This window comes from Arthrobacter sp. Sr33, from assembly GCF_054511195.1.
This window is the reverse complement of sequence record NZ_JBTNDD010000001.1, coordinates 346,723-370,167: the sequence shown is the minus strand read 5'-3', so window position 1 is coordinate 370,167 and position 23,445 is coordinate 346,723. Positions and strand designations below refer to the sequence as shown.

Sequence of the window (23,445 nt, the reverse complement as noted above, 5' to 3'; positions counted from 1 at the left end):
TCATAAAGTGGACATGTCATGTTTTACAGCGCCATGATCGACCTATCAGGCGGCGCTGCACAACCGAATCGCCCCGCGAGGAAACAGGTCGGTAGGCTACAGGCAGGTGTGCCGCCATACCGGGGAGGAATGTTCATGCTCGACGGACTAGGTCTAGAGCTCTACCGCTACGCCGTCGCCCACCCCGGATGGACGCGTCAGGGTGCCTCGGAGGCCCTTGGTTACACCCTGAGGGACATTGATTCCGCGACGAACCAGCTCAGTGAGCGGAAGCTGCTCAGCTCACATGCAGCGGATTCGGACGCGTTCGTCGCGATTTCGCCCGACGTCGCGCTGGCCGATCTGGTTGACGCTGACGAGCGCCTCGTCCAGGACTTGAAGAGTCGGATCAACACCAGGCGCCTCGAGCTATCCGGCCTGGTTCCCCTCTACCTCGAAGCCCGCAGGGACGTCCTCTCCAGCGCATCGGTTGAGGTGCTCGAGGACCCGCACCTGATTCAACGGGTGTTGATCGAGTATGGTCGGGACGTTTCCGAGCACGTGTTGATGGCTGTCCCCGGCCAGGGCGCGAATGCAGATTTCCAGGAGGAGAACGTCAGGAAGGACGTCGACCTGCTGAAGCAGGGCGTGAACCGCAGGAACCTCTACGACCTCAGTACCCGCGACCACATGCCGACCCGCAAGGCGGTGAAAGCGATTGCTGCGGAGGGCGGCGAGTTCCGCACTTTGCCGTCGGTGCCATTCAGGATGCTGATTTTCGACCGGAAACTCGCTGTGGTGGCTCGGCAGCTGACGAGCGACGACAAGGCCGCGATGATGATCCGCGACCCTAACCTGGTGAACGTCTTCATTCGGTTCTTCAACTTCACCTGGGAGTTCGCCGAGCCGTTTCCAACGGAGGAGGATACGGTGTCGCCGCTCAATGGAACCCAGCAGGCAATTCTTGCGGGCCTCGCTGCCGGCTACTCGGATGAGGTTATTGCCCGGCGCCTCGATCTCAGTGTACGCACGTGCAGACGGCACATTGCCTGGATGCTCGAGGCATTGAAGGCTGACAGTCGATTCCAGGCGGGCGCGAAGGCCCGCGATGCGGGCTGGATCTGACCACAGGGAGAATACCTACAACAGGCAACACCCGTTGCTCATTAGTTAACCCCTGCCTTAGACTGCGTGAGTGAACTCACAGGCAAAACTTGACCCAACGACCATGCCGGCCGAAACCGAAGCAGCGCTGGTCCGCGCAGTTGATTCAGCTCATCGACACGAGGCTCTATTCTCCGATCGGGCTGCGAACATCAAACAGTCTGCGGTGCGCGATGTCTTCGACATTTCAATCCAACCCGGGCTGGTGTCGCTCGCCGGAGGAAGCCCCTACCTGCGTTCGCTTCCCCTGAAGGAGCTTGGCGACACTGCCCAACGGATCATCGCCGAGCACGGCCTGGAGGCGCTGCAATACGGCGGTGGCCAGGGGATGGAAAAGCTTCGCCAACAGATCTGCGAGGTCATGGCGGCCGAGGGAATTACCGACGCCGACCCGGCAGACCTCGTGGTCACAACCGGATCGCAGTCAGCGCAGGACGTCGCCGCCAAGGTTTTCTGCAACCCAGGCGATGTGATCCTGTGTGAGGACCCCACATATGTCGGAGCGCTCAACACCTTCGAGGCATACCAGGTGGATGTCCAGGCGGTGGCCATGGACGACGACGGCCTGATCCCCGAAGCCCTCGAACAGCGGATCACCGAACTACAGTCGGAGGGCCGAACCATCAAGGCCCTCTACACCATCCCCAGCTTCAACAACCCGAGCGGGATTACCCTGAAGGCCAGTCGCCGTCAGGTCATTGTCGACATCTGCAAAAAACACAACATCCTCGTGCTGGAGGACAACCCGTACGGCCTGCTGCGCTTTGATGGCAAGCCGCTGACCCCGCTGCGCGAAGGCAACCCCGACGACGTCATTTATCTGGGGTCCTTCTCCAAAATTTTCGCCCCCGGGGTGCGGCTCGGCTGGGCGTTGGTGCCCAGGCACCTGCATCGTCGGTTCTATCTGGCGTGCGAAGCTGTGGTGCTTTGTCCATCCCCGCTGACCCAGATGCTGGTTTCGGCCTATCTCAGCGATTACGACTGGCTGGGTCATCTTGAGACCACGCGAGCCTTGTACAGCGAGAGGTGTTCGACCATGCTGAGTGCCCTGGCGCAGCACCTACCAGCGTCGGTGTCGTGGACGCGTCCCGATGGGGGCTTCTTTATCTGGGTAACCCTGCCCGAAGGGATCGACACCTACCCCCTGCTGTACAAGGCAATCGACGCGGGGGTGGTGTTCATTCCCGGTGCCGCTTTCACCCCCTCCGATGCCCCGTCGAACAAGCTGCGGCTTGCCTTCAGCGCAGTCTCCAGCGAGGACATCGTCACGGGAATCGAGCGTCTTGCCCCGATCCTCCAGGAAGCGATCGCATCGAATCATGCGTAAGCGGAGGCTACCTGTTGCGGGAACGCAACCGGTCCAGGACAACCGAGACCGCCAGCAGCAGGACGGCAAGAATCAGCAACCGGACCACGAAGTTCAGTTCCGGGAAGAGCCACTGCAGCACGGTTGAGCCGATGAACGCGGCGAGCAGCATGGGCAACAGCCGCTTGAGGTAGGAACCGGTGGGCGACGGCGCCCCCGAATTTTCTCGGTCGGGGCGCTGGCTCGGACTGGGGTTATTTGGCATCGGAAACCAGCCTAGGGCACAACCTCAGTCGAGCAGCAGCGCAGGCTCCTCCAGGATGGAGGCGACGTCGGCCATGAAGCGTGCGCTGAGGTCGCCATCCACCACCCGGTGGTCGAACGATCCCCCCAATGTGGTGATCCACCGTGGGATAACTTCTCCGTCGAGCACCCACGGTTTCTGTTTGATCGTGCCGAAGGCCACGATTGCAACCTCTCCCGGGTTGATGATTGGCGTCCCTGTATCGATCCCGAGTGCGCCGATGTTCGTGACTGTGAGAGATCCGCCCTGCATCTGGGCTGGTTGCGTCTTTCCCGCACGAGCAGTGGTCGCCAGCTCATTGAGGGCGATCGCGAGTTCCTTCAACGTCAGGTCCTGCGCATCCTTGATGTTCGGAACCATCAGTCCGCGAGGAGTAGCGGCAGCGATGCCCAGGTTCATGAAGTGCTTGACGAGGATCTCGTCACCGGCCCAGGTCGCATTGACCGACGGGTTGCGGGCGGCGGCCCAGATGACTGCCTTGCACAGAATGAGCAGGGGCGACACCTTGATTCCCTCGAAGTCCCGGGAAGCCTTGAGCCGCTTCACGAACTCCATGGTGCGGGAGGCGTCCACGTCCACGAAGATGCTGACGTGCGGCGCCGAGAAGGCGCTGTCCACCATCGCCTTGGCGGTCGCCTTGCGGACACCTCTGACGGGCACGCGTTCAATCCGCTGGTCCTGAGGCTTTTGGGTCGCTTCCCAGAAGGTATTGGCGCCGTCCTGTTCGGCGTCGCGCTGCGCCTGGTAGCTCATGAGATCCCGCTTGGTCACCTCGCCCGAGCGGCCAGTCCCTTCGACATCGGACAGGTTGATTCCGAGATCGCGGGCCGCCTTCCGAACCGGCGGTTTGGCCAGCACCCGGTTGGCTGGCTGCGCCCCGTCAGCCGGCGGGGCGGACTGCGGAGTTGGAGCCTGCATTGGCGCTGCGTCAGCCCGTCGAGGCCGCCGCTTCACCGCATCAGCTTTCGGGCCGGTTCCCACCAGTGGGCCGGCCTCCGGTGGCTCCTGGGCGCCCGGAGGCTGTCCGCTGTCGGCTGCGAAGCCGCTGGTGGCTGACGCGTCCGTCGCGGCTGATGGATGAGTGGTCGCCGGCGGGGTGGATAACTCGCCGGGCATCTGGGGAGCCGGTGCGTCGTCGTCGCCGTCCGCTACAGAGATGATCGGCGAGCCGACGTCGATGGTCTCACCCTCCGTGGCTAGAAGCTCCGCGACGACGCCCGCGTACGGGGAGGACAGCTCTACCAGGGATTTGGCAGTCTCGATCTCGACGATGATGTCATTGATCGCGACGACGCTGCCTGGCTGGACCTTCCACTGAACTATCTCTGCCTCGGTGAGCCCTTCCCCGACGTCGGGGAGATTAAACGTATTGAGTGTCATGGGGTTCCTCTAGTAGGCCAGGGCCCGGTCGACGGATTCGAGGATCCGATCAATATCTGGCAGGTAGTGCTCTTCCATGCGCGCCACGGGATACGGCAGATGGAAGCCTCCTACCCGCATCACGGGGGCCTGTAGCGAAAGGAAGGCGCGTTCGGTCACGCGGGCCGCAAGCTCACCGCCGATCCCGCCGAACGTGGGCGCTTCATGGGCGACAACCAGCCGTCCCGTCTTTTGGACTGATGCCGTCACCGTGTCGAAATCCATCGGTGACACCGACCGAAGGTCGATTACTTCGATACTGTGTCCATCCTCCGCTGCAGCCGCTGCGGCGGCGAGCGCAACGGGCACCAGCGGGCCGTACGCCACCACTGTCGCGTCCGTGCCTTCACGCAGCACGTGGGCGGTGAACGGGTCCCCGGATGGGGAGGTTAGGTCCACCTCCCCCTTGAGCCAGTAGCGTCGTTTCGGTTCGAAGACGATCACCGGGTCGTCGCACTCGATGGCCTGCTGGATCATCCAATAGGCGTCCTGGGGGTTGGAGGGCGTGATGATGCGCAGTCCTGCGGTGTGCGCAAACAACGCCTCGGGTGACTCGGAGTGGTGTTCAACGCTACCGATCCCGCCCCCATAAGGGATCCGGATGACCACCGGAACTCGGAGCATTCCGTCGCTGCGGGCATGCATCTTCGCCAATTGGGTGGTGATCTGGTTAAACCCCGGGAAGACAAACCCGTCGAACTGAATCTCGCAGACGGGTCGATAGCCGCGCAAGGCCAACCCGATGGCTGTCCCGATGATGCCTGACTCGCCAAGCGGCGTATCGACTACGCGATCTGCGCCAAACTCGGCTTTCAGGCCCTCGGTCACGCGGTAGACGCCCCCGAGAGCGCCGATATCTTCGCCCATCAGCAGCGTCGTCGGGGAAGCCTCCAGCGAGGCGCGGAGGCCCTCGTTGATCGCTTTGGCGATGGTCATGACCGGCATCTAGCGACCTCCATCCTTCTCTGGCGCGAATCCAGCCTCGTAGTCCTGCCAGAACCGCAGTTCCTCCTGAACCAGGGGGTGCGGCTCGGCATAAGCCGTGCCGAAACGCTGGCTAAGATCGGGTGCTTCCATGGCGAGGACCGCGCGACGGAGCCGGCCGGCCTGCTCCGCCGCCTCCGCCTCAAGTCGTTCGAAAAACGAGTCGGCGGTGCCGTTGGCTCGGAGATAAGTTTCCAACCGGAGTAGAGGATCACGCGCCAGCCATGATTCTTCGTCAGCGGAGGCACGATACTTGGTCGGGTCGTCGGCTGTCGTGTGGGCACTCATCCGGTAGGTGAACGCCTCGATGAGCACCGGCCCCTTGCCCTGCCGGGCATGTTCCAGCGCCCAGGCGGTGACCGCACTGACTGCCAGGACATCGTTGCCGTCGACGCGGATGCCGGGGAACCCGTAGCCCGAGGCGCGCTGGGCCAGGGGTACCCGGGTCTGGACGTCCGAGGGCACCGAGATGGCCCAGTGGTTGTTCTGGCAGAAGAACACCACCGGGGCGTTGAACGAGGCGGCGAAGACCATCGCTTCGTGAACGTCACCCTCGGAGCTGGCCCCATCCCCGAAATAGGCGACCGATGCCGCCGCGGGGACGGCAGGATCGGCGGTACGGTCCCGCTGAATCCCCATCGCGTAGCCGACAGCGTGCAGGGTCTGGGCAGCCAGCACCAGCGTGTAGAGCTGGAAGTTGTGCTTCCGGGGATCCCAGCCACCGTTCGTGATCCCGCGGAACAGCTTGAGGATGTCCGGTAAGTCGACTCCCCTGGTCAGTGCCACGCCGTGCTCCCGGTAGGTAGGGAAGGCATAGTCCTGTGGCTGCATTGCGCGACCCGAGCCGATCTGCGCGGCTTCCTGGCCGGTCAGTGGCACCCAGAGGGCTAGCTGGCCCTGCCGCTGGAGCGCAGTCGACTCCTGATCGAACCGGCGGATCAGGAACATGTCCCGGTACAGGCCCTGATAGGTGTCCGGATCGGGGGCATAGTCGCTGAACCGAGCATCGTCCAGCAGATCGCCGTCTGCGGTCATCAGCTGGACCATGTCCGGGGTGTCCAATCCAGCACCGGCCGGACCCACGCCGTTTCCGTTGCTGTCCAGCCCGGCTGCGGTCGATTGCACAACGTCCATACGTGCTCCCTCCCCGTCCTTATATACCTTGAATGGAATGTATCGCTGGGACATACGCTCATGCGCATGTACCTCGTCCACACTAGTCACGTGATCGTGCTCAACCCATTTATGACGCTCTACGAAAGGCCGGGCCCATGTGGGTAAGCAGCGCAAAGGTCAAGGAAACGGGTGTTGGCTTCGGGCTCGCCAATACTCACCCGGGCCCCCTCGGTGCCGAAGGCGCGGACCGACAAGGCCCGCTGTTCAGCGAGTCCCGCGAATTCCGGCGTGTTGTCGCCAAGCGCGAGCCAGACGAAGTTTCCCTCGGCGTTGGGCACAGTCCAGCCCAGCTCCCGCAGGCCCTCGACCACCCGGGTCCGCTCATCGACAATCCCCTGGACGCGCTCCCTCACCTCGTCGAAATGCTCCAGGGAGGTGACCGCAGCCTGTTCAGCGATCTGGGAGACTGCAAACGGCACGGCGCTCACCCTGAGATGTTGAGTCAGTTCCGGCTGCGAGACGGAGTACCCCACGCGAAGCCCAGCGAGGCCATGCGCCTTGGAGAACGTGCGCAACACCACAACGTTCTGGTGCTCCCGGTACATCGCGAGCCCGTCCACTGCCTCGGCGTCCCTGACAAACTCCTGGTAAGCCTCGTCGATGACGACGACGATATGCGCCGGCACCCGCTGCAGGAACGAGGCGACCTCGGCCGCCTTAAGGATCGGTCCGGTGGGGTTGTTGGGCGTGCACAGCAGGATGACGCGGGTCCTGTCAGTAATTGCCGCAAGCATTGCCTCGAGGTCGTGGGTTCCATCCTGGTTTAGTGGAATCTGCACACCGGCCGCCCCGGCCAGCCCAACGCAAATCGGGTACGCCTCGAATGAGCGCCACGGATAGATCACTTCATCGGCCGCGTCGTAGTCGTTTTGCCCCGCAAACGTGGCCAGGACCTGGTTCAACGCGCCCAGGCTTCCTGCGCCGGCAACAATGTCATCGGCGGGGACGGCGAGGAACGACGCGAGCGCCGTCCGGAGCGCGGTGGTCATCGGGTCTGGATAGCGGTTGATGTGCGTCTGCGACGCGATCGCCGCTAGCACCGACGGTAGCGGTGGGAGGGGGTTCTCATTGGAGGAAAGTTTGTAGCTCTGCAGGCCCTCGACAACGACCGGCGGCTTGCCGGCCGCATAGCGTGGCAGGCGGCCCAACACGCTGCGGGGATGGATTGAAGGTTCCTGTGCCCCGGCGTCGTCGCCCTGGCGCTCTGGTGTAGTCATAGGTCCAGCTTATCGCTGGGCATGGGTTGAGCCTTATGACAGCATTGGGTCATGCTGAAGTTCATTGTGCGTATCCTCATTAATGCGCTGGCGCTTTTCGTCGCGGCCTGGCTTCTTCCAGGCATCGAGGTGGGAGGAGCGGCGTCCAGTGGGGATACCACCGGAGTCGTGTTGTCTTACCTGTTCGTAGGGTTGGTTTTCGGTATCGTCAATGCGCTGGTCCGGCCAATCGTTGCATTGCTGTCCCTCCCGCTCACCATCCTGACGCTCGGTTTGTTCACCGTCATCATCAACGCAGGCATGCTGATGCTCACCGCGTGGCTGACCTCTTTCACCCCAATTCTGTTCTCGGTTGACGATTTCTTCTGGACCGCAGTCCTCGGCTCACTCATCATCAGCGTGGTCTCGATGGTGGCAGGGTCACTCACTGGCACTCGCAGGTAGCTGGGGTCCACCCACCGAGCGGCCCGGCTCAGGGGCCGGACCAGGCGTGAACCGATGTCCCCGTCGCCGCTGGTCAGTCGAGGAGGTACGCCCCTCAACCGATGGGCGGTGGGCTATGAACACATGCCGTTCGGCCGGGACCCGGGGACCGATCGCAGCCCTGAGTGTGGCGACGGTCGCTACCACTGAGGGGTGGCTGCTGGCCTCGACCGCTTCGGCCCCGGCCAGATAGGTGCCCAGCTTGTGCGCTGCGCCCAACCCTTTGTCGCCGTCGGGAATCCCTGCGACCGGATCCCGCAGGGTCACCGTCACCCGGTCGCGTTCGTCGGGATTCGAGGTGCCATCCACCTGATGGACCCAATCGTCGGCATGCTCCAGGTGCAGGTATTGAGCCCCACCGGAGGGTTCCCGGCCGGTGGGAGATCCCGCGGTCAACACCAGCTCAAGCTGGTAGGTTTCCACGAAGCCCGGGTTCTGGGCAATGTTCGCTGCGTGCATTCCGCCCTGGCTGTAGCCGACGACCATCACCCGGTCCCCCGGGACGGCTCCAGATTCGGCGAGCGCCGCTCCCACTGCCTCGGTGACAAACATGCTGTCGTACTGGACCGCCTCGACGATTCCGGTCGGATCGAAGGGCTGGGTGCTGGCGGTGATGGACGACCCCTGGGTGCCTGGCAGCACTACGACAAACACCGACCCCTCCGGTCCCTGAACTTTCAGCACCTCGAAGGCTCCTGGTCCGTCTGCATTGACCGCCTGGACCCGATCCAATAACGCGGGCACTGTGCCGTCGAGTGTCAGCCCGGCAACAGGCGATAGCCGTTCCACGCTCAACGCACTGGGTTCGGCCAGGTCGCCACCATTGGCGAGGCTGATGGCCCGAGCCAGGTCCCGTTCGACCTCTCCCAGAGCGGTCCTGGCTGCGGCCGAAGCCAGGCGAGCCATAGCCTCGGCCGCTTCGTAGGCCAGTCGGCACGCTTCAACCCGCTGGGCTGTGTCCCGCAGTTCGTCTTCGGCTGCCGCCAGCGCGGTCCGCGCATCGTCAAGGCCGGTGACGGCGCCGACCCCTGCGCCCCGCACGGTCGGGTCCTGCTCTTTGAGAAGCATTTGGAGCCGCCATTGGAGCTCCCCGCACTGCTGGAGGATATCGCTGATGCTGTCGGCCAGGAGCCCGAGCCGTACCGTTCCCTGCCGTAGCTCCGACCATTGGAACCTGATGCTTCCTACTCCACCGTTGACGACGATGCTGGACTCCACCGGTTCCGGTGGTGGGTTGACTGGCAAAAGGTCGCCCGTTGCCCTCATGGCAGCTGCTGCGCCAGGTACCGGTTGTACTCGAAGCTTCTGAGCGTGGCGGCGAACGATTCGACACCGATCGCGGCGTCTCGCAACAGTGCACCGCACAGGCGCACTCCTCCCGCCTGGACCAGAACGTAATCCCGATAGTTCCGGCCCGCCGGTGATTCCCACTCAAGGTCGGCAACCTCCACCATCCGGGACGCCACGTTATCCACCGCGTCAGCCTGGAGCAGGACCAGGGCGCTGAGCGCTACTGCGGTGCCACTGTCGGTCGCCCAGGGCTCGCACGGTAACCCAGCCGCACCGTTCATTGAATCTCCCTGTCTGTCCTAACCGGGGCTGTATCACTCGAACGGTACCCCCGCAGCAGGGCAGCCGTGGGCGAAAGCGTTGCTATGTGAGCTGGCGCAGTGCGTTGGCTGGAGGCGGGGGCAAGTCACACGACAGCAGGCACCCTCCAGATCGTGAAATGATCTGGGTATGGCTGATACTTCCCGAGTAAACCTCGCATCGACTTCAACCCAGTCGGGCGTTCCGCTGGCTCTCGGCCCGCTGGACGGTCGGTACAGCGGTGCCGTGGCGGCCCTGGTCGACTATCTCTCAGAGGCAGCATTGAACCGGGACCGCGTCCATGTGGAGGTGGAGTGGTTGATCCACCTCACCCGCAATGCCGTCCTGCCGGGAACCGCACCCCTGACGTCCGATCAGGAGGCGGCACTCCGGGAGATCGTGACCGGTTTCGACGGAGAATCGGTCGCCGAGCTCGCCGAACTGGAACGGGTGACAGTCCACGATGTCAAAGCGGTGGAGTACTTCATTGGACGCCGGCTCCCCGAGATCGGAATATCGGCCCTCAAACCTCTGGTCCACTTCGGCTGCACCTCGGAGGACATCAACAACCTTTCCTACGCCGTGGGAATCAAGGGTGCCGTCGAGAACGTCTGGCTACCCGCCGCCCGGGCCCTGACTGCCCAGATCTCTGAAATGGCACGCGAGTCGGCAGCCGTACCCATGCTCTCGCGCACCCACGGTCAACCAGCAACTCCGACCACGCTGGGCAAGGAGCTCGCCGTCGTCGCGCACCGGTTGGACCGCCAGCTCAAACGGATCGAACGCACTGAGTACCTTGGCAAGATCAACGGTGCGACCGGCACCTTCGCCGCCCACTACGCCTCCGTTCCCGGTGCCGATTGGCAGCGGGTGTCACGGGATTTCGTCGAGGGGCTGGGGCTGACCTGGAACCCGCTGACCACCCAGATTGAATCCCACGACTGGCAGGCTGAGCTCTACGCGGATGTGGCTCGTTTCAACAGGATCCTGCACAACTTCTGCACCGATGTGTGGAGCTACATTTCGATCGGGTATTTCGCCCAGGTTCCGGTGGAAGGCGCCACCGGGTCCTCCACGATGCCGCACAAGGTGAACCCGATCCGATTCGAGAACGCCGAAGCGAACCTCGAAATCTCCTGTTCCCTGTTGGACGTACTGGGGGCCACCCTGGTCACCTCACGGTGGCAACGTGACCTCACCGACTCATCCTCGCAGCGGAACATTGGTGTCGCGTTCGGTCACTCGCTGTTGGCACTGTCGAATGTGGCGAAGGGCCTGGAGCGGCTCGACGTCGCTGGTCCAGTGCTGGCCGCTGATCTCGACTCCAACTGGGAAGTACTCGGTGAAGCCGTTCAGATGGTCATGCGGGCCGAGGGCATCGCCGGTGTCCCGGGTATGGATGACCCCTACGAGCGCCTGAAGGAGCTGACCCGTGGACAGCGTGTCGATGGCGCCCGGATGCAGGAGTTCGTTTCCGGCCTGGGGCTTTCAGCCGAGGCGGAGACCCGACTGATGGCATTGACTCCCGCCACCTACACGGGGATCGCTGAACAGCTCGTCGGCCACCTCAGGTAGTACCGACCGAACGACCCCCACAGCGACGGGACGGATGCACCCCGAGGCCCCGGGTCTCATCCGAACTTTCCCCATCATCAACTGCGGTCGGAGGGCCTTTGAGCGGCGTACTGGCGGGCTTCGCGATAGTCGGAGCGGTGATCCTGGCGGGCTATATTGCTGCCCGCCTGCGGATCGGTGGGCCCGAGACCGTAAAGGCTCTCACCCAGACGGCCTTTTTCATCACCAATCCGGCCCTGCTGTTCACCATTCTCGCGGACGCTGACCTTACGTCGGTCCTGTCCGCCTACCTGCCAATCGCGCTCATCACTGCCGTGGTCGCGGCGCTCCTGTATGTAGTGGTGAGCCGGATCTGGTTCCGGCGCCCAGCGGCCGAAACAGTCATCGGTGCGATGGCAGGCTCCTACGTCAACGCCAATAACATCGGCATCCCGATCGCTGTCTACGCGCTGGGCAACGCGACGGCCGTCGCCCCGGTGTTGCTGGTGCAGTTGCTTCTGTTGACTCCGCTCTATCTCACCATTCTTGACCTCTCCTCGGGACGGAAGCCCTCGGTCAAAAACGTTCTGACCCAGCCATTTCGCAACCCGATGATCGTTGCCTCATTCATTGGTTTGGCCGTCGGATGGGCTGACCTCGACGTGCCCCAACTGATCTGGGAACCGCTGGCGCTGCTGGGCGGGGCGGCGGTTCCGCTCGTACTGTTGGCGTTCGGCATGTCGCTGCGGGGGAGCCGCCCGCTGCGTGCCAGCGAGGGCCGCACCGAGGTCATCGTGGCGACCCTCATTAAAACCTTCGTCATGCCCGCGACTGCCTACCTGCTCAGCAACTTCCTGTTTCAGCTGGATGATGAGCTGGTGTTTGGCGCGGTGGTCATGGCCGCCCTGCCCGCCGCCCAGAACGTGTTCCTGTTCGCTGGCCGATACAACCGCGGAATCACTGTCGCGAGGGACGTCATCCTGATTTCGTCGATGCTGTCGGTGCCAGCCCTGATTGTGATTGCCTGGTTGTTGACCTAGCCGCTTGTCGCGTTGGTGAGATGAGCCAGTGAGGTGATGGTCTTGGCCTGGCTGTCCCAGCGCCGTGCCTCCACCACGCTGCCCTCGGGCATGGGTGCGCCGACGACGTCGAGCGCTGCTGCCAGCTGCTCTCCCGGCACCGCGTTCGCGAGCGTAATGTGCGGGATCCACCTGCCGGGCAGCGAGGTGTGCGCCGCGCCAGCCACCGCACCGGCGTCGTGCACTCCGCGATGGAGCATCAGCAGTTCGGCGGTGCAGATCACCTGCCGTGCCAGCACGTAGCCCTTCCGCCCGGCGTTGAACAGCAACATCCCACCGCAGGTGAACGCCAGGGGCAGGTTCAGACCTGCCCCTGTTTGCTCATCCCGATTGCCGGTGATGGCTGGTGCGGCTACGAGGGTGATGTGCGGACGGTTATGTGGAGAACGGTGGGAAGCCCTGCTGGGCAGTCCAGCCGCCTGAAGCGCCTCCCACTCGCGCAGGATGAATTGCTCGGATCCCTCATCGAGCAGCAGTTCAATGCTGTCCACCGAGCGGTTTAGCGCGGCCGGCGGCGGAAGTCCCCGACGCCTTCTGAGCCGTCACCCTCGGTCCTGCCGGTGCGCGGATCGAACTGCGGTCGCTGGTATGCCAGTTCCCCTCCGCTGCGCCCGCCGAATGGCCGCCCATGATCGGCGTACTCCTCACGGAAATAGGCGAGGCACCACTGACCCAGTTGGATGCGCGCCCCGGTCCGGAGCACCGACGGCCCCGAGGGGTTGACGCTGCCGCTGACCGGTCCATGCGGGATGAGTACGTACTCGTCGGCGTCGTTGTGCACCACTTCGGCGTGCACGGCGTCCAGGCCGGGCAATACCAGATCGACACCGTCTCCGCTGCCGATCGTGGTGGACACCGGCCCCAGGTTGAACTCCCGTGGCACCTGCCCATTCCAGGTCGCTGAATCCTGGACGAAGATCAGCCGGGCACGCCCGCTGCCGGGCGTGTGGTGGGTGGTGGTCACCCGCCGACGGATCTTCCGGTTCACCGTGGGCACGAGGGGAAACGGGGTCGACGGCGGCAGCAGGTTGGTGGCGTCGGACTTCCCTGAGGCCCGCACGCTTTTGGCCATGGGTTTGAGTGCGCTGAGGGATCCCAGCCGGATGTGGGGTGACCGGGTCAGGAGCCGCTGCGCCCGCGAGACCTTGACGGCGCCGAGGCTTACGAGGTTCCCCTTGGGGCCGGACACCGATACGGCAACGCCCTGGTCAGCGAACGCTTTGGCCAACTCCCGGACGGCGTCGAGGCTGGGAAGGGTAGACCCGCCAAAAGCCTCGGGCGTATCGAGATACACCTCGACGGTCGATCCGTCCGCCTTGACGGTCCCGTTGATCGTTGAGGGGGAGCGGTCCGGCGTTGCTGGTTCGGTCACCGAAAATTCGAGATCGATCTCCAACCGGATCTTTGCGGTCATGGCTCAGCTGCGGTGGGTGTCTGAGCCCGCTGCATCGTTGTCACTGGTTGTGACCCGCAACGTTCCGTTCAGCTTCCATGTGGCGCGAGGGGCGTCGGGACCAATATCCCGGGGTACCTCGACGGTCATGTCGATGAAGCTGTAATTTACGGCTGCGCCCTTGCCGGTGAGGTACGTCCACATTTCCTCGGCAAGATCTGCCCAGTCCCGGATGTTGTGGTGGTCCTGGCTGGCGGGGGAAATGTTTTCGGTCATGAGTGATTCCTTCGTTGGAGCGTGCACTATGACAGACGCCCTCTACCCGTCTGACGCTAACAATCCAACCTTAGTACGACACCCCGAGCGGCAACACCCCCCCAAAATCCAATAGCTCACCAAGCTACTGACCACAGTCTGCACTTCCCGCGTTTCCCCTGAAATCGCGACATCACCGGTCATTCCGCTATTGAGTTTCAGCTTTGCGCCGTGCGCTCCTGTTCTTGAGAAAGATCGCTCCGAGGATCCAGCCTCCTAGCGCGGTGACAATCCACACGATCAGAGTTGCGAGCACCCAGGCGGAGACACCTCGAATCTCCAGCCCTCCCTGAAAGAAGGAGGCGACGAAAAGGGCGATCAGCGTGGTCACCAGCCCTATCCCACCCAGGATGGGCGACGCGTACTGTCGCGCGACGTTGAAAACAAATGGCCCCAGGATGCCCTGCGCGAAGGCAAATACCAGAGTGGCGACGATGAAACCCGCAAGCTGCAGAGTCACCCCGGGGACAAGCCACGCAGCCAGAAGTAGACCGATGGCCGCAGTAATCAAATTGATGACGACATGGAACAGAAACCGGATCATGAGCATTTCACTTTCTCTCGGGCTTCTTACCCGCTTCGGTGAGGCCCATCCTGCCATCAAGGTCTCCTTCAGGGCTCACCCGTATCGGGTGGTCTCGTCACGACGCGTGCGCTATGCAGCCCGCGGCGGTGATGCGCCTATTTGCCCTGCAACCACCGTGCTGCCTCGTTCTGCAGGCGCACCTTCTTGTCGTCGTCGAATTTGTCATAGAGGCTGACCATCATGGAGGACCGTGGATTCCGGCTGAACATTTCGCGGTGATCATTCACGAACTGCCAGTAGAGCGCATCCCAGCTGTCCTGCCACGGGCCCGGTGGAAAATTGCTCATCTTCTTCAGGTAATTGCTGCCGCTCACGTAAGGCTTGGTCGTGATCATGTTGCCGGCCGCGAACTGGCTCATCGCGTAAACGTTCGGGACCATCACCCAGTCGTAGGCGTCGATGAACATCGCCATGAACCATTCGTAGACGTCGTCCGGGTGCATCCGCAACAGGGCCATTGCGTTGCCGAGCACCATCAGTCGCTCAATGTGATGCGCGTAGCTGGTGGCGTCAACTCGCTTGATGACCACGTCGACCGGCTCCAGCCCGGTCTCCCCGGTCCACCAGCCGTCGTCGAGGCGACGCTCAAACCCGAGGGTATTGATGGTGCGCATTTCACGGCCACGCAGCAGGTAGGAGGCGCGCATGTATTCGCGCCACCCGATGACCTGACGGATGAAGCCCTCGACGCTGGCAATTGGTGTGTCATGCCGCGCGGCATGATCCAGGGTCACGTCAACCACTTCCAGGGGGCTGAGCAGACCCAGGTTCAGGCTTGAGCTCAGCACCGAATGGAACAGGAAGGAATCAGGGGCCGAGATGGCGTCCTCATAGGGGCCGAACTTCGTGAACCGGTCATTCAAGAACGCTTCCAGGGCAGCGGCCGCTTCCTGGTGGGTGACCGGCCAGTTGAACCCGCCAGCGGCTCCTGGGTTGTCGGGGAATTCCTGAGCCACCCACTCCAGCGCACTCAGCACCTCATCCGAACGGTCAAACACGGGAAGGTCCGGCAGCGTCATCCCTTTCGGAAGCTTCTTGCGGTTCTCCGAGTCGAAGCTCCACCGCCCACCAATCGGGCTGCCATCGGGCTCGACCAGGATGCCCAACCGGCGGCGCTGCCACTCGTAGAAGTTCTGCATGCGCCAACCGTTGGCCCTGAAGTAGCCGCCGATGTCTTCACTACTGAGCAGGAAACCGGGGCTGGTTTCGATCTGAGCAGGCAGGCCAAGGTCACTCAGGGTCGTGGCGAGCCGCTGGTTCAGCCAGTCGTCCACAACTTCGTAGTAGGTACACCGTGTGGCGCCAAGTTCGCCCAGAAGGGCGCCCAGCCGGTCCTGACTCGCCTGGGTTGCTGACGTTTCGAGGTAATCCACAGCGTGACCTGAATCTTTCAGGCGTTGCGCAAAAAGGCGCATGCTCGCCCGGTGCAGGACCAGTTTCTGCTGGTGGAAGCGGTATTGGCGGAAGAACAGGTCGTCTTCAACCAGAATGAAACGGCGCGACGAGGGGGCCTCCAGGTGCTCTTCGAAGAGCTGGTGGGGGAATACCAACTGAACGTGCATTGCAACTCCTTCGTCCCGCCTGACATGCGTCTGCACCGCTGCAATGCTCGCACATCCGGGGAGTCCTGCGGCTCGGTTGCTAGGCTGAGCCATATGACTCGATTCGCCGTACATGTTGCCTGCGCCGACGGCCGGAGCATCGATACTTTCCAGCTGGACACAGCCTCCGGAACGTTGGCGACCGGCCAGTCCTTGCCGCTGGGCGTGAAGGTTCAATGCCTCGCGATACACCCCTCCAGCCGAGTGCTCTACGCCGCTCTCGCCACTTCCCCGCCCTCGGTCACCGCGTTATCCATCGACTCAAGCTCAGGCAGCCTCGCCACGGCTCATAACGCCGCTCTGATTGCCGGGATGGCCTATCTGGGTGTCGACCCATCGGGCAGCCACCTGCTGGGCGCGTCCTATACTGACCACCTGGTCAGTGTGATGAAGCTCGACGGCGACGGCAGGATGCTGCCGGACACTGCCACCTCCGAGGCTCCCGGGGCCCACGCCCACGCCGTCGTCACGAGCCCCGATGGTCGGTTTGCCTACGCCACCGCCCTGGGTGATGACCTCATTGCCTGGTGGGCATTGGACTCGGCCACGGGCACGCTGACTGATCACGGCCAGATTGCCACCCCTGCCGGGAGCGGCCCGCGTCACCTGCGCTTCTCACCGTCGGGCGCGACGCTCTTCGCGCTCCACGAAATGTCCGGGGAGATCGCGGCGTTCGCCCGGGACCCCGAGTCTGGCGCCTTGACCGAGCAGCAGCGGATCTCCTCGATTTCCCCCTCACTGAATCTGGTGCCCGGACGGGTCCGGGACGGGTCCGGGCCCGAACCGGCAGCCAACGCCATCTGGTGCGCTGAGCTGCAGGTGTCCCCCGATGGTCGCTTCCTGTACAGCACCGAGCGCACCAGCAGTACCATCGCCGTCGTCGCCGTGGCACCCGATGGCACGCTCACCCTGGTCGACACCACCCCCACGCAGTCCCAGCCTCGCGGGATGAACATCGACCCTACCGGTGGGTTTCTGCTGGCATGCGGGGAGGCCTCGGACGGGATAACCCTGTACGCGATCGACCCGCAGAGCGGACTGCTGCACGAACGCGGGAGCCATGGCTGCTCCCCGGGGCCGCGGTGGATCGAGTTCTCACCGCTGGACTAGCTCCTTCTCGGCCTAGAAAAGTACTGGACCCGCAGCTTCGTGGTGGCGACACCACTTGGCTGCGGCCCGGCCACTTTTCTGAGTCCGTGCCGGGTGTTTTTGAGCCGTGCCGGGCCGATATTCACGATGTGCTGCCTGCTGGACCGTTCACCCGGTAACGGGACTGGACGGCACCGCCGGTCAGGACTTTGGTCTCCTCGTGGGTCAACTGGATGTCGGCGGGAACTGAGCCGAAGAGGGGCTTACCGTCACCGATCAGCACCGGCACCCGAGTGAGCGTCAAAGTGGAAATGAGGCCCTCCGCCAGGAACGTCCGCACCGTTCTGCCGCCGTCAACGTAGACATGCCGGGCGCCGCCGTCGTCGAGCCTCGCCAGTGCCTCGGTGAGGGACCGCACCACCTCGATCCGGGGATCGTCGGACTCAAGGGTGGTGCTGAGCACCAGAACCTTGGTGTCACCGTAAGGCCACTCGCCGAAGGAATTGACGATGTCATAGGTGCTGCGGCCCATCACCATGTGATCGACCAGTTGCATGAAGTCCGAGAACCCTGCCTCCTCCGGATCTGCAGCGTCGCTGGGGCTGCCGGTAAGCCAGTCGAGGTCGTCATCTGCGCGGGCGATCATCCCGTCGACGCTCATTCCGATAAAGACGTGCCCCTGCCACTTTCCTCTTTGCATCAGCTGCTCCCATCGTCAGTTGTCCGGCAGTTTAGTCCTGTCGGCGTTTCACCGTTCCACGACAAAGCGAGCAGGACCTCTTGACGCCCACCCCGGGCAGGCGGGGAATAGCTTCGCCCTAAGGACGGCTAGTGAGCACTCCCGCGAGGCTGTCCAGCGCGCCCGGCACGAGCGAATAGTAGGCCCACACACCGCGCTTCTCGCGCGTCAGGACGCCGGCATCCACAAGGATCTTCAGGTGATGCGACACGGTCGACTGCCCAAGGTTCAACGGCTCGGTAATATCGCAGACGCACGCCTCGGCGTTCTCGCTCGAGGAGATGATCGACACCATCCGCAGCCGGTTGGGATCAGCGATCGCCTTGAACTGGGCAGCCAACGACGACGCCGTCTCCTCCGACATTGCAGGCTCACCCGTGGGTGTGCAGCAGGCGGTGAGCGCCTCCGGCGTTGTGCTCATGGCTGTAGTCATCCATCTATTATGCACTGACATTGACATTCGTCGATGTCCTGGGAAATACTTCAGGCATCGAAGACCATCGATCCATGCGACCGTCATTCACCACAGTTCAACGGAGCCCCTTGAGTACTCACACCCTTCCCGCCGAAGAAACGGCCGGCAAACTGTCCACCCTCGATCGGCTGCTTCCGGTGTGGATCATCGCCGCCATGGTGGTGGGCATAGCGCTCGGCCAGTTCATCCCCGGCATGGCCGGTGCCCTGGATTCCCTGGCTGTCGGCTCAGTGTCCCTGCCCATCGCCCTCGGCCTCCTGGTGATGATGTATCCGGTGCTGGCAAAGGTTCGCTACGACCAAACCGGCGCCGTGATCAAGGACCGGAAGCTCATGATCACTTCCCTGGTGATCAACTGGGTCGCAGCCCCCGCCTTCATGTTCATCCTGGCCTGGGTCTTCGTCCCCGATCTGCCCGAGTACCGCACCGGCCTGATTATTGTCGGCCTGGCCCGCTGTATCGCCATGGTGATGATCTGGAACGACCTCGCCTGCGGTGACCGTGAGGCGGCGGCCGTTCTCGTCGCCATCAACTCGGTCTTCCAGGTCTTCGCGTTCGGAGCACTGGGCTGGTTCTACCTGCAGGGGCTGCCGAGCCTGCTTGGCCTGCCAACCACCAGCGCAGACTTTTCCTTCTGGGCCATCACCATCAGCGTCCTCATCTTCCTCGGGATACCACTTCTGGCCGGATTCCTGACCCGCACCATCGGCGAACGCACCAAAGGCCGCGACTGGTACGAAGGGAAGTTCCTCCCCAAGCTTGGACCGTGGGCACTCTACGGTCTCCTGTTCACCATCGTCATCCTCTTCGCCCTCCAGGGAGATGAAATCCTCGCCCGGCCGCTCGACGTCGCCCGTATTGCCTTGCCCCTCCTGATCTACTTCCTGGTGGTCTTCGCCGCAGGAATGGTGATCGGCAAGCTCCTGAACCTTGGCTACGCCAAAACCACCACCCTCGCCTTCACCGCCGCTGGCAACAACTTCGAGTTGGCCATCGCCGTCGCCATTGGCACCTACGGGGTCACCAGCGGTCAGGCCCTCGCCGGCGTCGTCGGACCCTTGATTGAAGTTCCAGTTCTTGTTGCACTGGTTTATGTGGCCCTGTGGGCGCGGAAGCGCTACTTCTCCACCGACTCCCTGACACCATCAAAGGAAACCTCTCATGTCTGATTCATCGACAAAACCCTCAGTCCTCTTCGTCTGCGTCCACAATGCCGGGCGGTCACAGATGGCGGCTGCCTTCCTGACCACACTTTCCGAAGGCCGGATTGAGGTCCGATCGGCAGGCTCGCAGCCAGCCGATTCCATCAACCCGTCGGCAGTCGAGGCCATGCGTGAACTGGGCATCGACATGTCAGCCGAAATCCCCAAGGTCCTGACCGATGACGCCGTCAAGGACTCCGATGTAGTGATCACCATGGGCTGCGGCGACGAATGCCCTTATTTCCCCGGGAAACGGTATGAAGACTGGGTACTGGAAGACCCGGCGGGTAAGGGCGTCGAATCGGTTCGACCCATCCGCGACACCATCAAGGGCCGCGTCGAAGCGCTGATCGCAGAGCTGATCCCCGCATGAGCGGACTCCCAGTCCTCATCATCGGCGCCGGACCGATCGGTCTCGCCGCTGCGGCTCACCTGTTGGAGCGCGGACTGACCCCCCTCATCTTCGAGGCCGGCAGGACGCCGGGCGCAGCCATCAGCGACTGGGGCCACATCCGCTTATTCTCACCGTGGCAGTTCAACGTCGACGCCGCCGCCCGACGCCTGCTGGAGCCCACCGGCTGGACCTCGCCGCGGGGAACGGCGCTGCCCTACGGGTCCGAACTGGTCGCCGACTACGTGGCGCCGCTCGCCGCCGTCCCGGCCATCGCCGAGGCACTGCACCTGAACTCCCGCGTCGTCGCCGTGACCCGTCAGGGCATGGACAAAACCCGCACCAAGGGCCGCGACACCCAGCCGTTCCTGGTTCGCGTGCAAGGCCCTTACGGGGTCGAGGATCATCTTGCTCACGCCGTCATCGATGCGTCCGGCACCTGGGACCAACCCAACCCTCTCGGCCAGAGTGGACTCCCCGCCCATGGGGAGGCAGAGGCGGCACGGTTCATCACGCACCCCCTCCCCGACGTCACAGGATCCGAGCGGGCACAGTTCGAAGGCAAACGGGTCATGGTGGTCGGTGCCGGCCATTCCGCAGCGAACACCCTGATCGCACTGGGACAGGTGGCCCGGGCATCCGAGTCCACCACCCTCATCTGGGCAGTCCGCGGCACCGGCTCCGCTGAACGGCTCTACGGGGGCGGCGACCTTGACGGCCTCCCAGCCCGCGGCCAGCTCGGCTCCCGGCTGCGCAAACTGGTCGACGACGGCGTAGTGGAGCTCAAAACGAACTTCACCATCAGCAGCTTCTCAACCGGTGACACCCTGACTGTCCACACCATCGATGACTCAGTCGAGGTGGACCTGCTGATTCCAGCGACCGGCTTCCGGCCAGATCTCGGCATCCTCCGCGAACTTCGTCTGGAATTGGACCCAGCGGTCGAGGCACCGCGCGCATTGGGGCCACTGATTGATCCCGAGTTCCACAGCTGCGGAACGGTCCCCGCTCACGGCGCCAAGGAGCTCGCCCACCCCGACAAGGACTTCTATCTGGTCGGGATGAAAAGCTACGGCCGTGCTCCCACCTTCCTGCTGGCCACCGGCTACGAGCAGGTGCGGTCAGTGGTCGCAGCAATCGCAGGAGATACGGCAGCCTCAGAGGATGTCCAACTGGAACTGCCGGAAACGGGAGTGTGCAGCACCGACCTGGGGGGCTCCTGTGATGCCCCCGCCCCCGCTGCTGAAGCAGCGGCAGACAGCTGCTGCAGCACACCGCAGCTCGTGACCGTAGGAGTTCCTACTGGAACGGCGCACGGCCGCTCCAACGATCCTGACTACTGACCACCAAGGAGCAATGATGTCCACCAAGCCCGACCCGATGCCCGGATTGATCAACGACGAACACGTCCTACACCGGATTAGCGGTGAACTGGCTGGCAGGTTTGATGGCGTCTTCACCCCGGAGATGGTGGATCGGTACGTCTTCGAGTCCTACACAGCTCTCGCACGCACGGCAAAGATCAAGACCTATCTCGCCTCCATCACCAAGCACTTCGCCGAGGACCGACTCAACGCCCTCGCCCATTCCCAGGGCATTCGTCCCAGCGGAAAAGCCGAGGTGCTGTTCGTCTGTGTGCAGAATGCCGGACGCTCACAAATGGCGGCTGGGCTGCTCAGACATTACGGAGAAGGTCGGATCAATGTCCGTTCCGCGGGATCCATGCCCGCCGAACAACTCAACGTCCTCGTGGTCGACTCCATGAAGGAACTCGGTATAGATCTCGGTGCCGACTTCCCCAAGCCCCTCACCGATGACGTGGTGCGTGCAGCCGACGTCGTCATTACCATGGGCTGCGGCGATACCTGCCCGATCTACCCGGGAAAACGCTACGAGGACTGGCACGTTGAGGACCCCGCTGATCTCGATGCGGCAGGTGTTGAACGGGTACGGAACGACCTGGACGTGCGGGTCCGCAAACTGGCCGACGAACTGTTGGACCAGTAGCAAAGCGGGGTGGTGGCATGAACGCATTAGACTTCGTTCTATGTCCGAAGCCTCAGGCCACAGCCACGATGTGGGAAACGAAATCCCCCGTGGTCCGCTGGACAGGGCGTCGGCGGAAGTTCTGGCACGCACCCTTCGCGCCCTCGCCGACCCCACCCGAATCCAGTTGCTGAGCATGATTATTGGAAGCACGGGAGGCAGGGTGTCGGTAAAGGAGCTCGTCGACCAGCTGAATTTCAGCCAGCCGACCATCAGCCATCATTTACGGATCATGTTTGACGAGGGGATTCTGGACAGGGAGCAAAGCGGCCGAAAGGTCTGGTATTCCATTGCGAGTGCATACCGCACCTCGATCTCGGACCTGCTGCGATGACCTCGGATCAGTTGTCCTCGCGTGCTATTGCGAAGCCGCTGGATGATCATTCAGCCACCGAGCTGGCCTACCAGCTCTCGGCTGTGGCAGATCCGGTAAGGCTCCGGGTGCTGAGCCTGCTCGCCGTCAGCAGCGATCACCACTACCGTCCGGAAGGCCTGAGCCAGGACCTCGACCTCGAGTCAGACGTCACTGAAGATGCCCTGGATCGCCTGGTCCGCGCAGGCTTGGTCGAACACTCGTCTGCGGGGACGCTCGCGCCGTCGGCAGATGCCTGGATCCGATTCGGCAGACTATTGACCAAACCTTCCACTGCTGCACAGCCCTCCATCGAATTGAGCTCCTATGACAGGAGGCTGATCGCCGCTGGAACCTTGATCGCTTCTCGTGGGTCCGACCAGGAGATATTGCCGGACATCATCGTCAGGATCGCCGACCAACTCAGCCATCGGTTCGCCGCCAATTTCTCGCATGACACCGTGTACCGCTACGTCGGTGATACGTACCTTCTCCTCCAAGAACGGGCCAAGGTAAAAAGATTCCTGCCCTCGTTGACCAGCCGGTTCGCTACCGACCGGTTGACGGCTCTCGCATCCGCCCGAGGATTAACGCTTCACCGGGTGCCAGAAATTTTGTTCGTCTGTGTACGGAACGGCGGGCGGTCGCAAATTGCCGCGAGTATCCTCAAACAGCTGGCAGGGGACCGGCTCAACGTTCGTTCGGCAGGGTCAACCCCCGGGGAAGGCGTCGACCCGACAGTCGTCAGGCTCCTCGATGAAATTGGCATCTCGGTGGCCGGGGAGTACCCAAAACCCTTGACCGACGAAATAGTTCAGGCGTCCGACTTTGTGATCACTATGGGTTGCGGCGATGCCTGCCCTGTGTATCCTGGTCGACGCTATCTGGACTGGGCAATCGAGGACCCGCTCGGATTGACCGACGATCAAGTACGCCAGATTCGTGATGAAATCTACGACCGGGTCAAGTCCTTACTGCCAGAACTTGTCACCCCTCGGTAA

The 23,445-nt window shown here is 63.1% G+C and carries 26 protein-coding genes; 12 read left to right on the top strand and 14 right to left on the bottom strand.

The window, feature by feature from the left end:
* Positions 1 to 135: 135 nt before the first annotated feature.
* The gene (locus ACX80T_RS01880) at positions 136 to 1,104 is read left to right on the top strand and encodes a helix-turn-helix transcriptional regulator (RefSeq protein WP_024476007.1); all 969 of its coding nucleotides are present in this window, start codon (positions 136 to 138) and stop codon (positions 1,102 to 1,104) included.
* 103 nt (positions 1,105 to 1,207) lie between these two features.
* Entirely contained in the window at positions 1,208 to 2,470 is a 1,263-nt protein-coding gene (locus ACX80T_RS01875) for an aminotransferase-like domain-containing protein (RefSeq protein ID WP_116777995.1), read from the top strand.
* A 7-nt stretch (positions 2,471 to 2,477) separates the two neighbouring features.
* Here the strand turns inward: ACX80T_RS01875 and ACX80T_RS01870 are convergent, their stop codons facing one another.
* From ACX80T_RS01870 to ACX80T_RS01850, 5 genes are all read right to left on the bottom strand, one after another.
* Positions 2,478 to 2,714 carry a hypothetical protein gene (locus tag ACX80T_RS01870; RefSeq protein ID WP_133185410.1) on the bottom strand — a complete coding sequence of 79 codons (237 nt, stop codon included), beginning with the start codon at positions 2,712 to 2,714 and terminating at the stop codon, positions 2,478 to 2,480.
* A gap of 24 nt (positions 2,715 to 2,738) precedes the next feature.
* The gene (locus ACX80T_RS01865; protein ID WP_116777996.1) at positions 2,739 to 4,133 is read right to left on the bottom strand and encodes a dihydrolipoamide acetyltransferase family protein; all 1,395 of its coding nucleotides are present in this window, start codon (positions 4,131 to 4,133) and stop codon (positions 2,739 to 2,741) included.
* 9 nt (positions 4,134 to 4,142) lie between these two features.
* Positions 4,143 to 5,117 carry an alpha-ketoacid dehydrogenase subunit beta gene (locus tag ACX80T_RS01860; protein ID WP_019482138.1) on the bottom strand — a complete coding sequence of 325 codons (975 nt, stop codon included), beginning with the start codon at positions 5,115 to 5,117 and terminating at the stop codon, positions 4,143 to 4,145.
* Positions 5,118 to 6,290 carry a pyruvate dehydrogenase (acetyl-transferring) E1 component subunit alpha gene (pdhA, locus tag ACX80T_RS01855; RefSeq protein ID WP_024476004.1) on the bottom strand — a complete coding sequence of 391 codons (1,173 nt, stop codon included), beginning with the start codon at positions 6,288 to 6,290 and terminating at the stop codon, positions 5,118 to 5,120. It lies immediately after the preceding gene.
* A 119-nt stretch (positions 6,291 to 6,409) separates the two neighbouring features.
* Entirely contained in the window at positions 6,410 to 7,549 is a 1,140-nt protein-coding gene (locus ACX80T_RS01850; protein ID WP_024476003.1) for a histidinol-phosphate transaminase, read from the bottom strand.
* 51 nt (positions 7,550 to 7,600) lie between these two features.
* Here ACX80T_RS01850 and ACX80T_RS01845 point away from each other — a divergent pair, with 51 nt between their 5' ends.
* Positions 7,601 to 7,993 (top strand): phage holin family protein, encoded by a 393-nt coding sequence (locus ACX80T_RS01845; RefSeq protein WP_019482135.1) that lies wholly within the window; start codon positions 7,601 to 7,603, stop codon positions 7,991 to 7,993.
* Here ACX80T_RS01845 and ACX80T_RS01840 read toward each other — a convergent pair.
* Complete coding sequence (locus ACX80T_RS01840) at positions 7,970 to 9,298, bottom strand: alpha/beta hydrolase (protein ID WP_156911174.1); 1,329 nt, start codon at positions 9,296 to 9,298, stop codon at positions 7,970 to 7,972. The two genes, ACX80T_RS01845 and ACX80T_RS01840, sit on opposite strands and share 24 nt — an antisense overlap.
* A complete protein-coding gene (locus ACX80T_RS01835) occupies positions 9,295 to 9,603 on the bottom strand; it encodes a hypothetical protein (protein ID WP_024476001.1) in 309 nt (102 codons plus the stop codon). The genes ACX80T_RS01840 and ACX80T_RS01835 overlap by 4 nt, the downstream gene beginning before the upstream one ends.
* 169 nt (positions 9,604 to 9,772) lie before the next feature.
* Here ACX80T_RS01835 and purB point away from each other — a divergent pair, with 169 nt between their 5' ends.
* Both purB and ACX80T_RS01825 read left to right on the top strand, forming a co-directional pair.
* Positions 9,773 to 11,197: an adenylosuccinate lyase gene (gene purB / locus ACX80T_RS01830; RefSeq protein ID WP_024476000.1), complete on the top strand. Its 1,425-nt coding sequence runs from the start codon at positions 9,773 to 9,775 to the stop codon at positions 11,195 to 11,197.
* Between the two features lie 98 nt (positions 11,198 to 11,295).
* The gene (locus tag ACX80T_RS01825; RefSeq protein WP_019482131.1) at positions 11,296 to 12,216 is read left to right on the top strand and encodes an AEC family transporter; all 921 of its coding nucleotides are present in this window, start codon (positions 11,296 to 11,298) and stop codon (positions 12,214 to 12,216) included.
* Here the strand turns inward: ACX80T_RS01825 and ACX80T_RS01820 are convergent.
* The 5 genes from ACX80T_RS01820 to ACX80T_RS01800 form a co-directional block, all read right to left on the bottom strand.
* Positions 12,213 to 12,746 carry a 2'-5' RNA ligase family protein gene (locus ACX80T_RS01820; RefSeq protein ID WP_024475999.1) on the bottom strand — a complete coding sequence of 178 codons (534 nt, stop codon included), beginning with the start codon at positions 12,744 to 12,746 and terminating at the stop codon, positions 12,213 to 12,215. The two genes, ACX80T_RS01825 and ACX80T_RS01820, sit on opposite strands and share 4 nt — an antisense overlap.
* An 8-nt stretch (positions 12,747 to 12,754) precedes the next feature.
* Positions 12,755 to 13,669, bottom strand: coding sequence for an FHA domain-containing protein (locus ACX80T_RS01815; protein ID WP_024475998.1), 915 nt, complete (start codon positions 13,667 to 13,669; stop codon positions 12,755 to 12,757).
* A 3-nt stretch (positions 13,670 to 13,672) separates the two neighbouring features.
* The gene (locus ACX80T_RS01810) at positions 13,673 to 13,924 is read right to left on the bottom strand and encodes a hypothetical protein (protein ID WP_019482128.1); all 252 of its coding nucleotides are present in this window, start codon (positions 13,922 to 13,924) and stop codon (positions 13,673 to 13,675) included.
* 187 nt (positions 13,925 to 14,111) lie between these two features.
* Positions 14,112 to 14,564 carry a phage holin family protein gene (locus ACX80T_RS01805; RefSeq protein ID WP_237742085.1) on the bottom strand — a complete coding sequence of 151 codons (453 nt, stop codon included), beginning with the start codon at positions 14,562 to 14,564 and terminating at the stop codon, positions 14,112 to 14,114.
* Positions 14,565 to 14,644: 80 nt separating this feature from the next.
* Entirely contained in the window at positions 14,645 to 16,111 is a 1,467-nt protein-coding gene (locus ACX80T_RS01800) for a cryptochrome/photolyase family protein (RefSeq protein WP_024475996.1), read from the bottom strand.
* Positions 16,112 to 16,204: 93 nt separating this feature from the next.
* Here ACX80T_RS01800 and ACX80T_RS01795 point away from each other — a divergent pair, with 93 nt between their 5' ends.
* Positions 16,205 to 17,260 (top strand): lactonase family protein, encoded by a 1,056-nt coding sequence (locus ACX80T_RS01795; protein ID WP_459303553.1) that lies wholly within the window; start codon positions 16,205 to 16,207, stop codon positions 17,258 to 17,260.
* A gap of 121 nt (positions 17,261 to 17,381) precedes the next feature.
* On the opposite strand, the gene ACX80T_RS01790 is transcribed toward ACX80T_RS01795, so the two are convergent.
* A complete protein-coding gene (locus ACX80T_RS01790; RefSeq protein WP_035766517.1) occupies positions 17,382 to 17,939 on the bottom strand; it encodes a dihydrofolate reductase family protein in 558 nt (185 codons plus the stop codon).
* A 118-nt stretch (positions 17,940 to 18,057) separates the two neighbouring features.
* Positions 18,058 to 18,411, bottom strand: a complete 354-nt coding sequence (locus ACX80T_RS01785; RefSeq protein ID WP_459303552.1) for an ArsR/SmtB family transcription factor — start codon at positions 18,409 to 18,411, stop codon at positions 18,058 to 18,060.
* 110 nt (positions 18,412 to 18,521) lie between these two features.
* Between ACX80T_RS01785 and arsB the strand changes: the two genes are divergently transcribed.
* The 6 genes from arsB to ACX80T_RS01755 are packed head-to-tail and all read left to right on the top strand — an operon-like array spanning position 18,522 to position 23,445.
* Positions 18,522 to 19,622, top strand: a complete 1,101-nt coding sequence (gene arsB, locus ACX80T_RS01780) for an ACR3 family arsenite efflux transporter (RefSeq protein WP_459303551.1) — start codon at positions 18,522 to 18,524, stop codon at positions 19,620 to 19,622.
* Positions 19,615 to 20,028, top strand: coding sequence for an arsenate reductase ArsC (locus tag ACX80T_RS01775; RefSeq protein WP_019482121.1), 414 nt, complete (start codon positions 19,615 to 19,617; stop codon positions 20,026 to 20,028). Before arsB ends, ACX80T_RS01775 begins: the two co-directional genes overlap by 8 nt.
* On the top strand, positions 20,025 to 21,389 hold the full coding sequence (locus ACX80T_RS01770; protein ID WP_459303550.1) for an NAD(P)-binding domain-containing protein: 1,365 nt from the start codon (positions 20,025 to 20,027) through the stop codon (positions 21,387 to 21,389). The genes ACX80T_RS01775 and ACX80T_RS01770 overlap by 4 nt, the downstream gene beginning before the upstream one ends.
* Before the next feature lie 16 nt (positions 21,390 to 21,405).
* Complete coding sequence (locus ACX80T_RS01765; protein ID WP_459303549.1) at positions 21,406 to 22,053, top strand: arsenate-mycothiol transferase ArsC; 648 nt, start codon at positions 21,406 to 21,408, stop codon at positions 22,051 to 22,053.
* A 40-nt stretch (positions 22,054 to 22,093) separates the two neighbouring features.
* Positions 22,094 to 22,426: an ArsR/SmtB family transcription factor gene (locus tag ACX80T_RS01760; RefSeq protein ID WP_459303548.1), complete on the top strand. Its 333-nt coding sequence runs from the start codon at positions 22,094 to 22,096 to the stop codon at positions 22,424 to 22,426.
* Positions 22,423 to 23,445 (top strand): arsenate reductase ArsC, encoded by a 1,023-nt coding sequence (locus ACX80T_RS01755; protein WP_084442816.1) that lies wholly within the window; start codon positions 22,423 to 22,425, stop codon positions 23,443 to 23,445. The genes ACX80T_RS01760 and ACX80T_RS01755 overlap by 4 nt, the downstream gene beginning before the upstream one ends.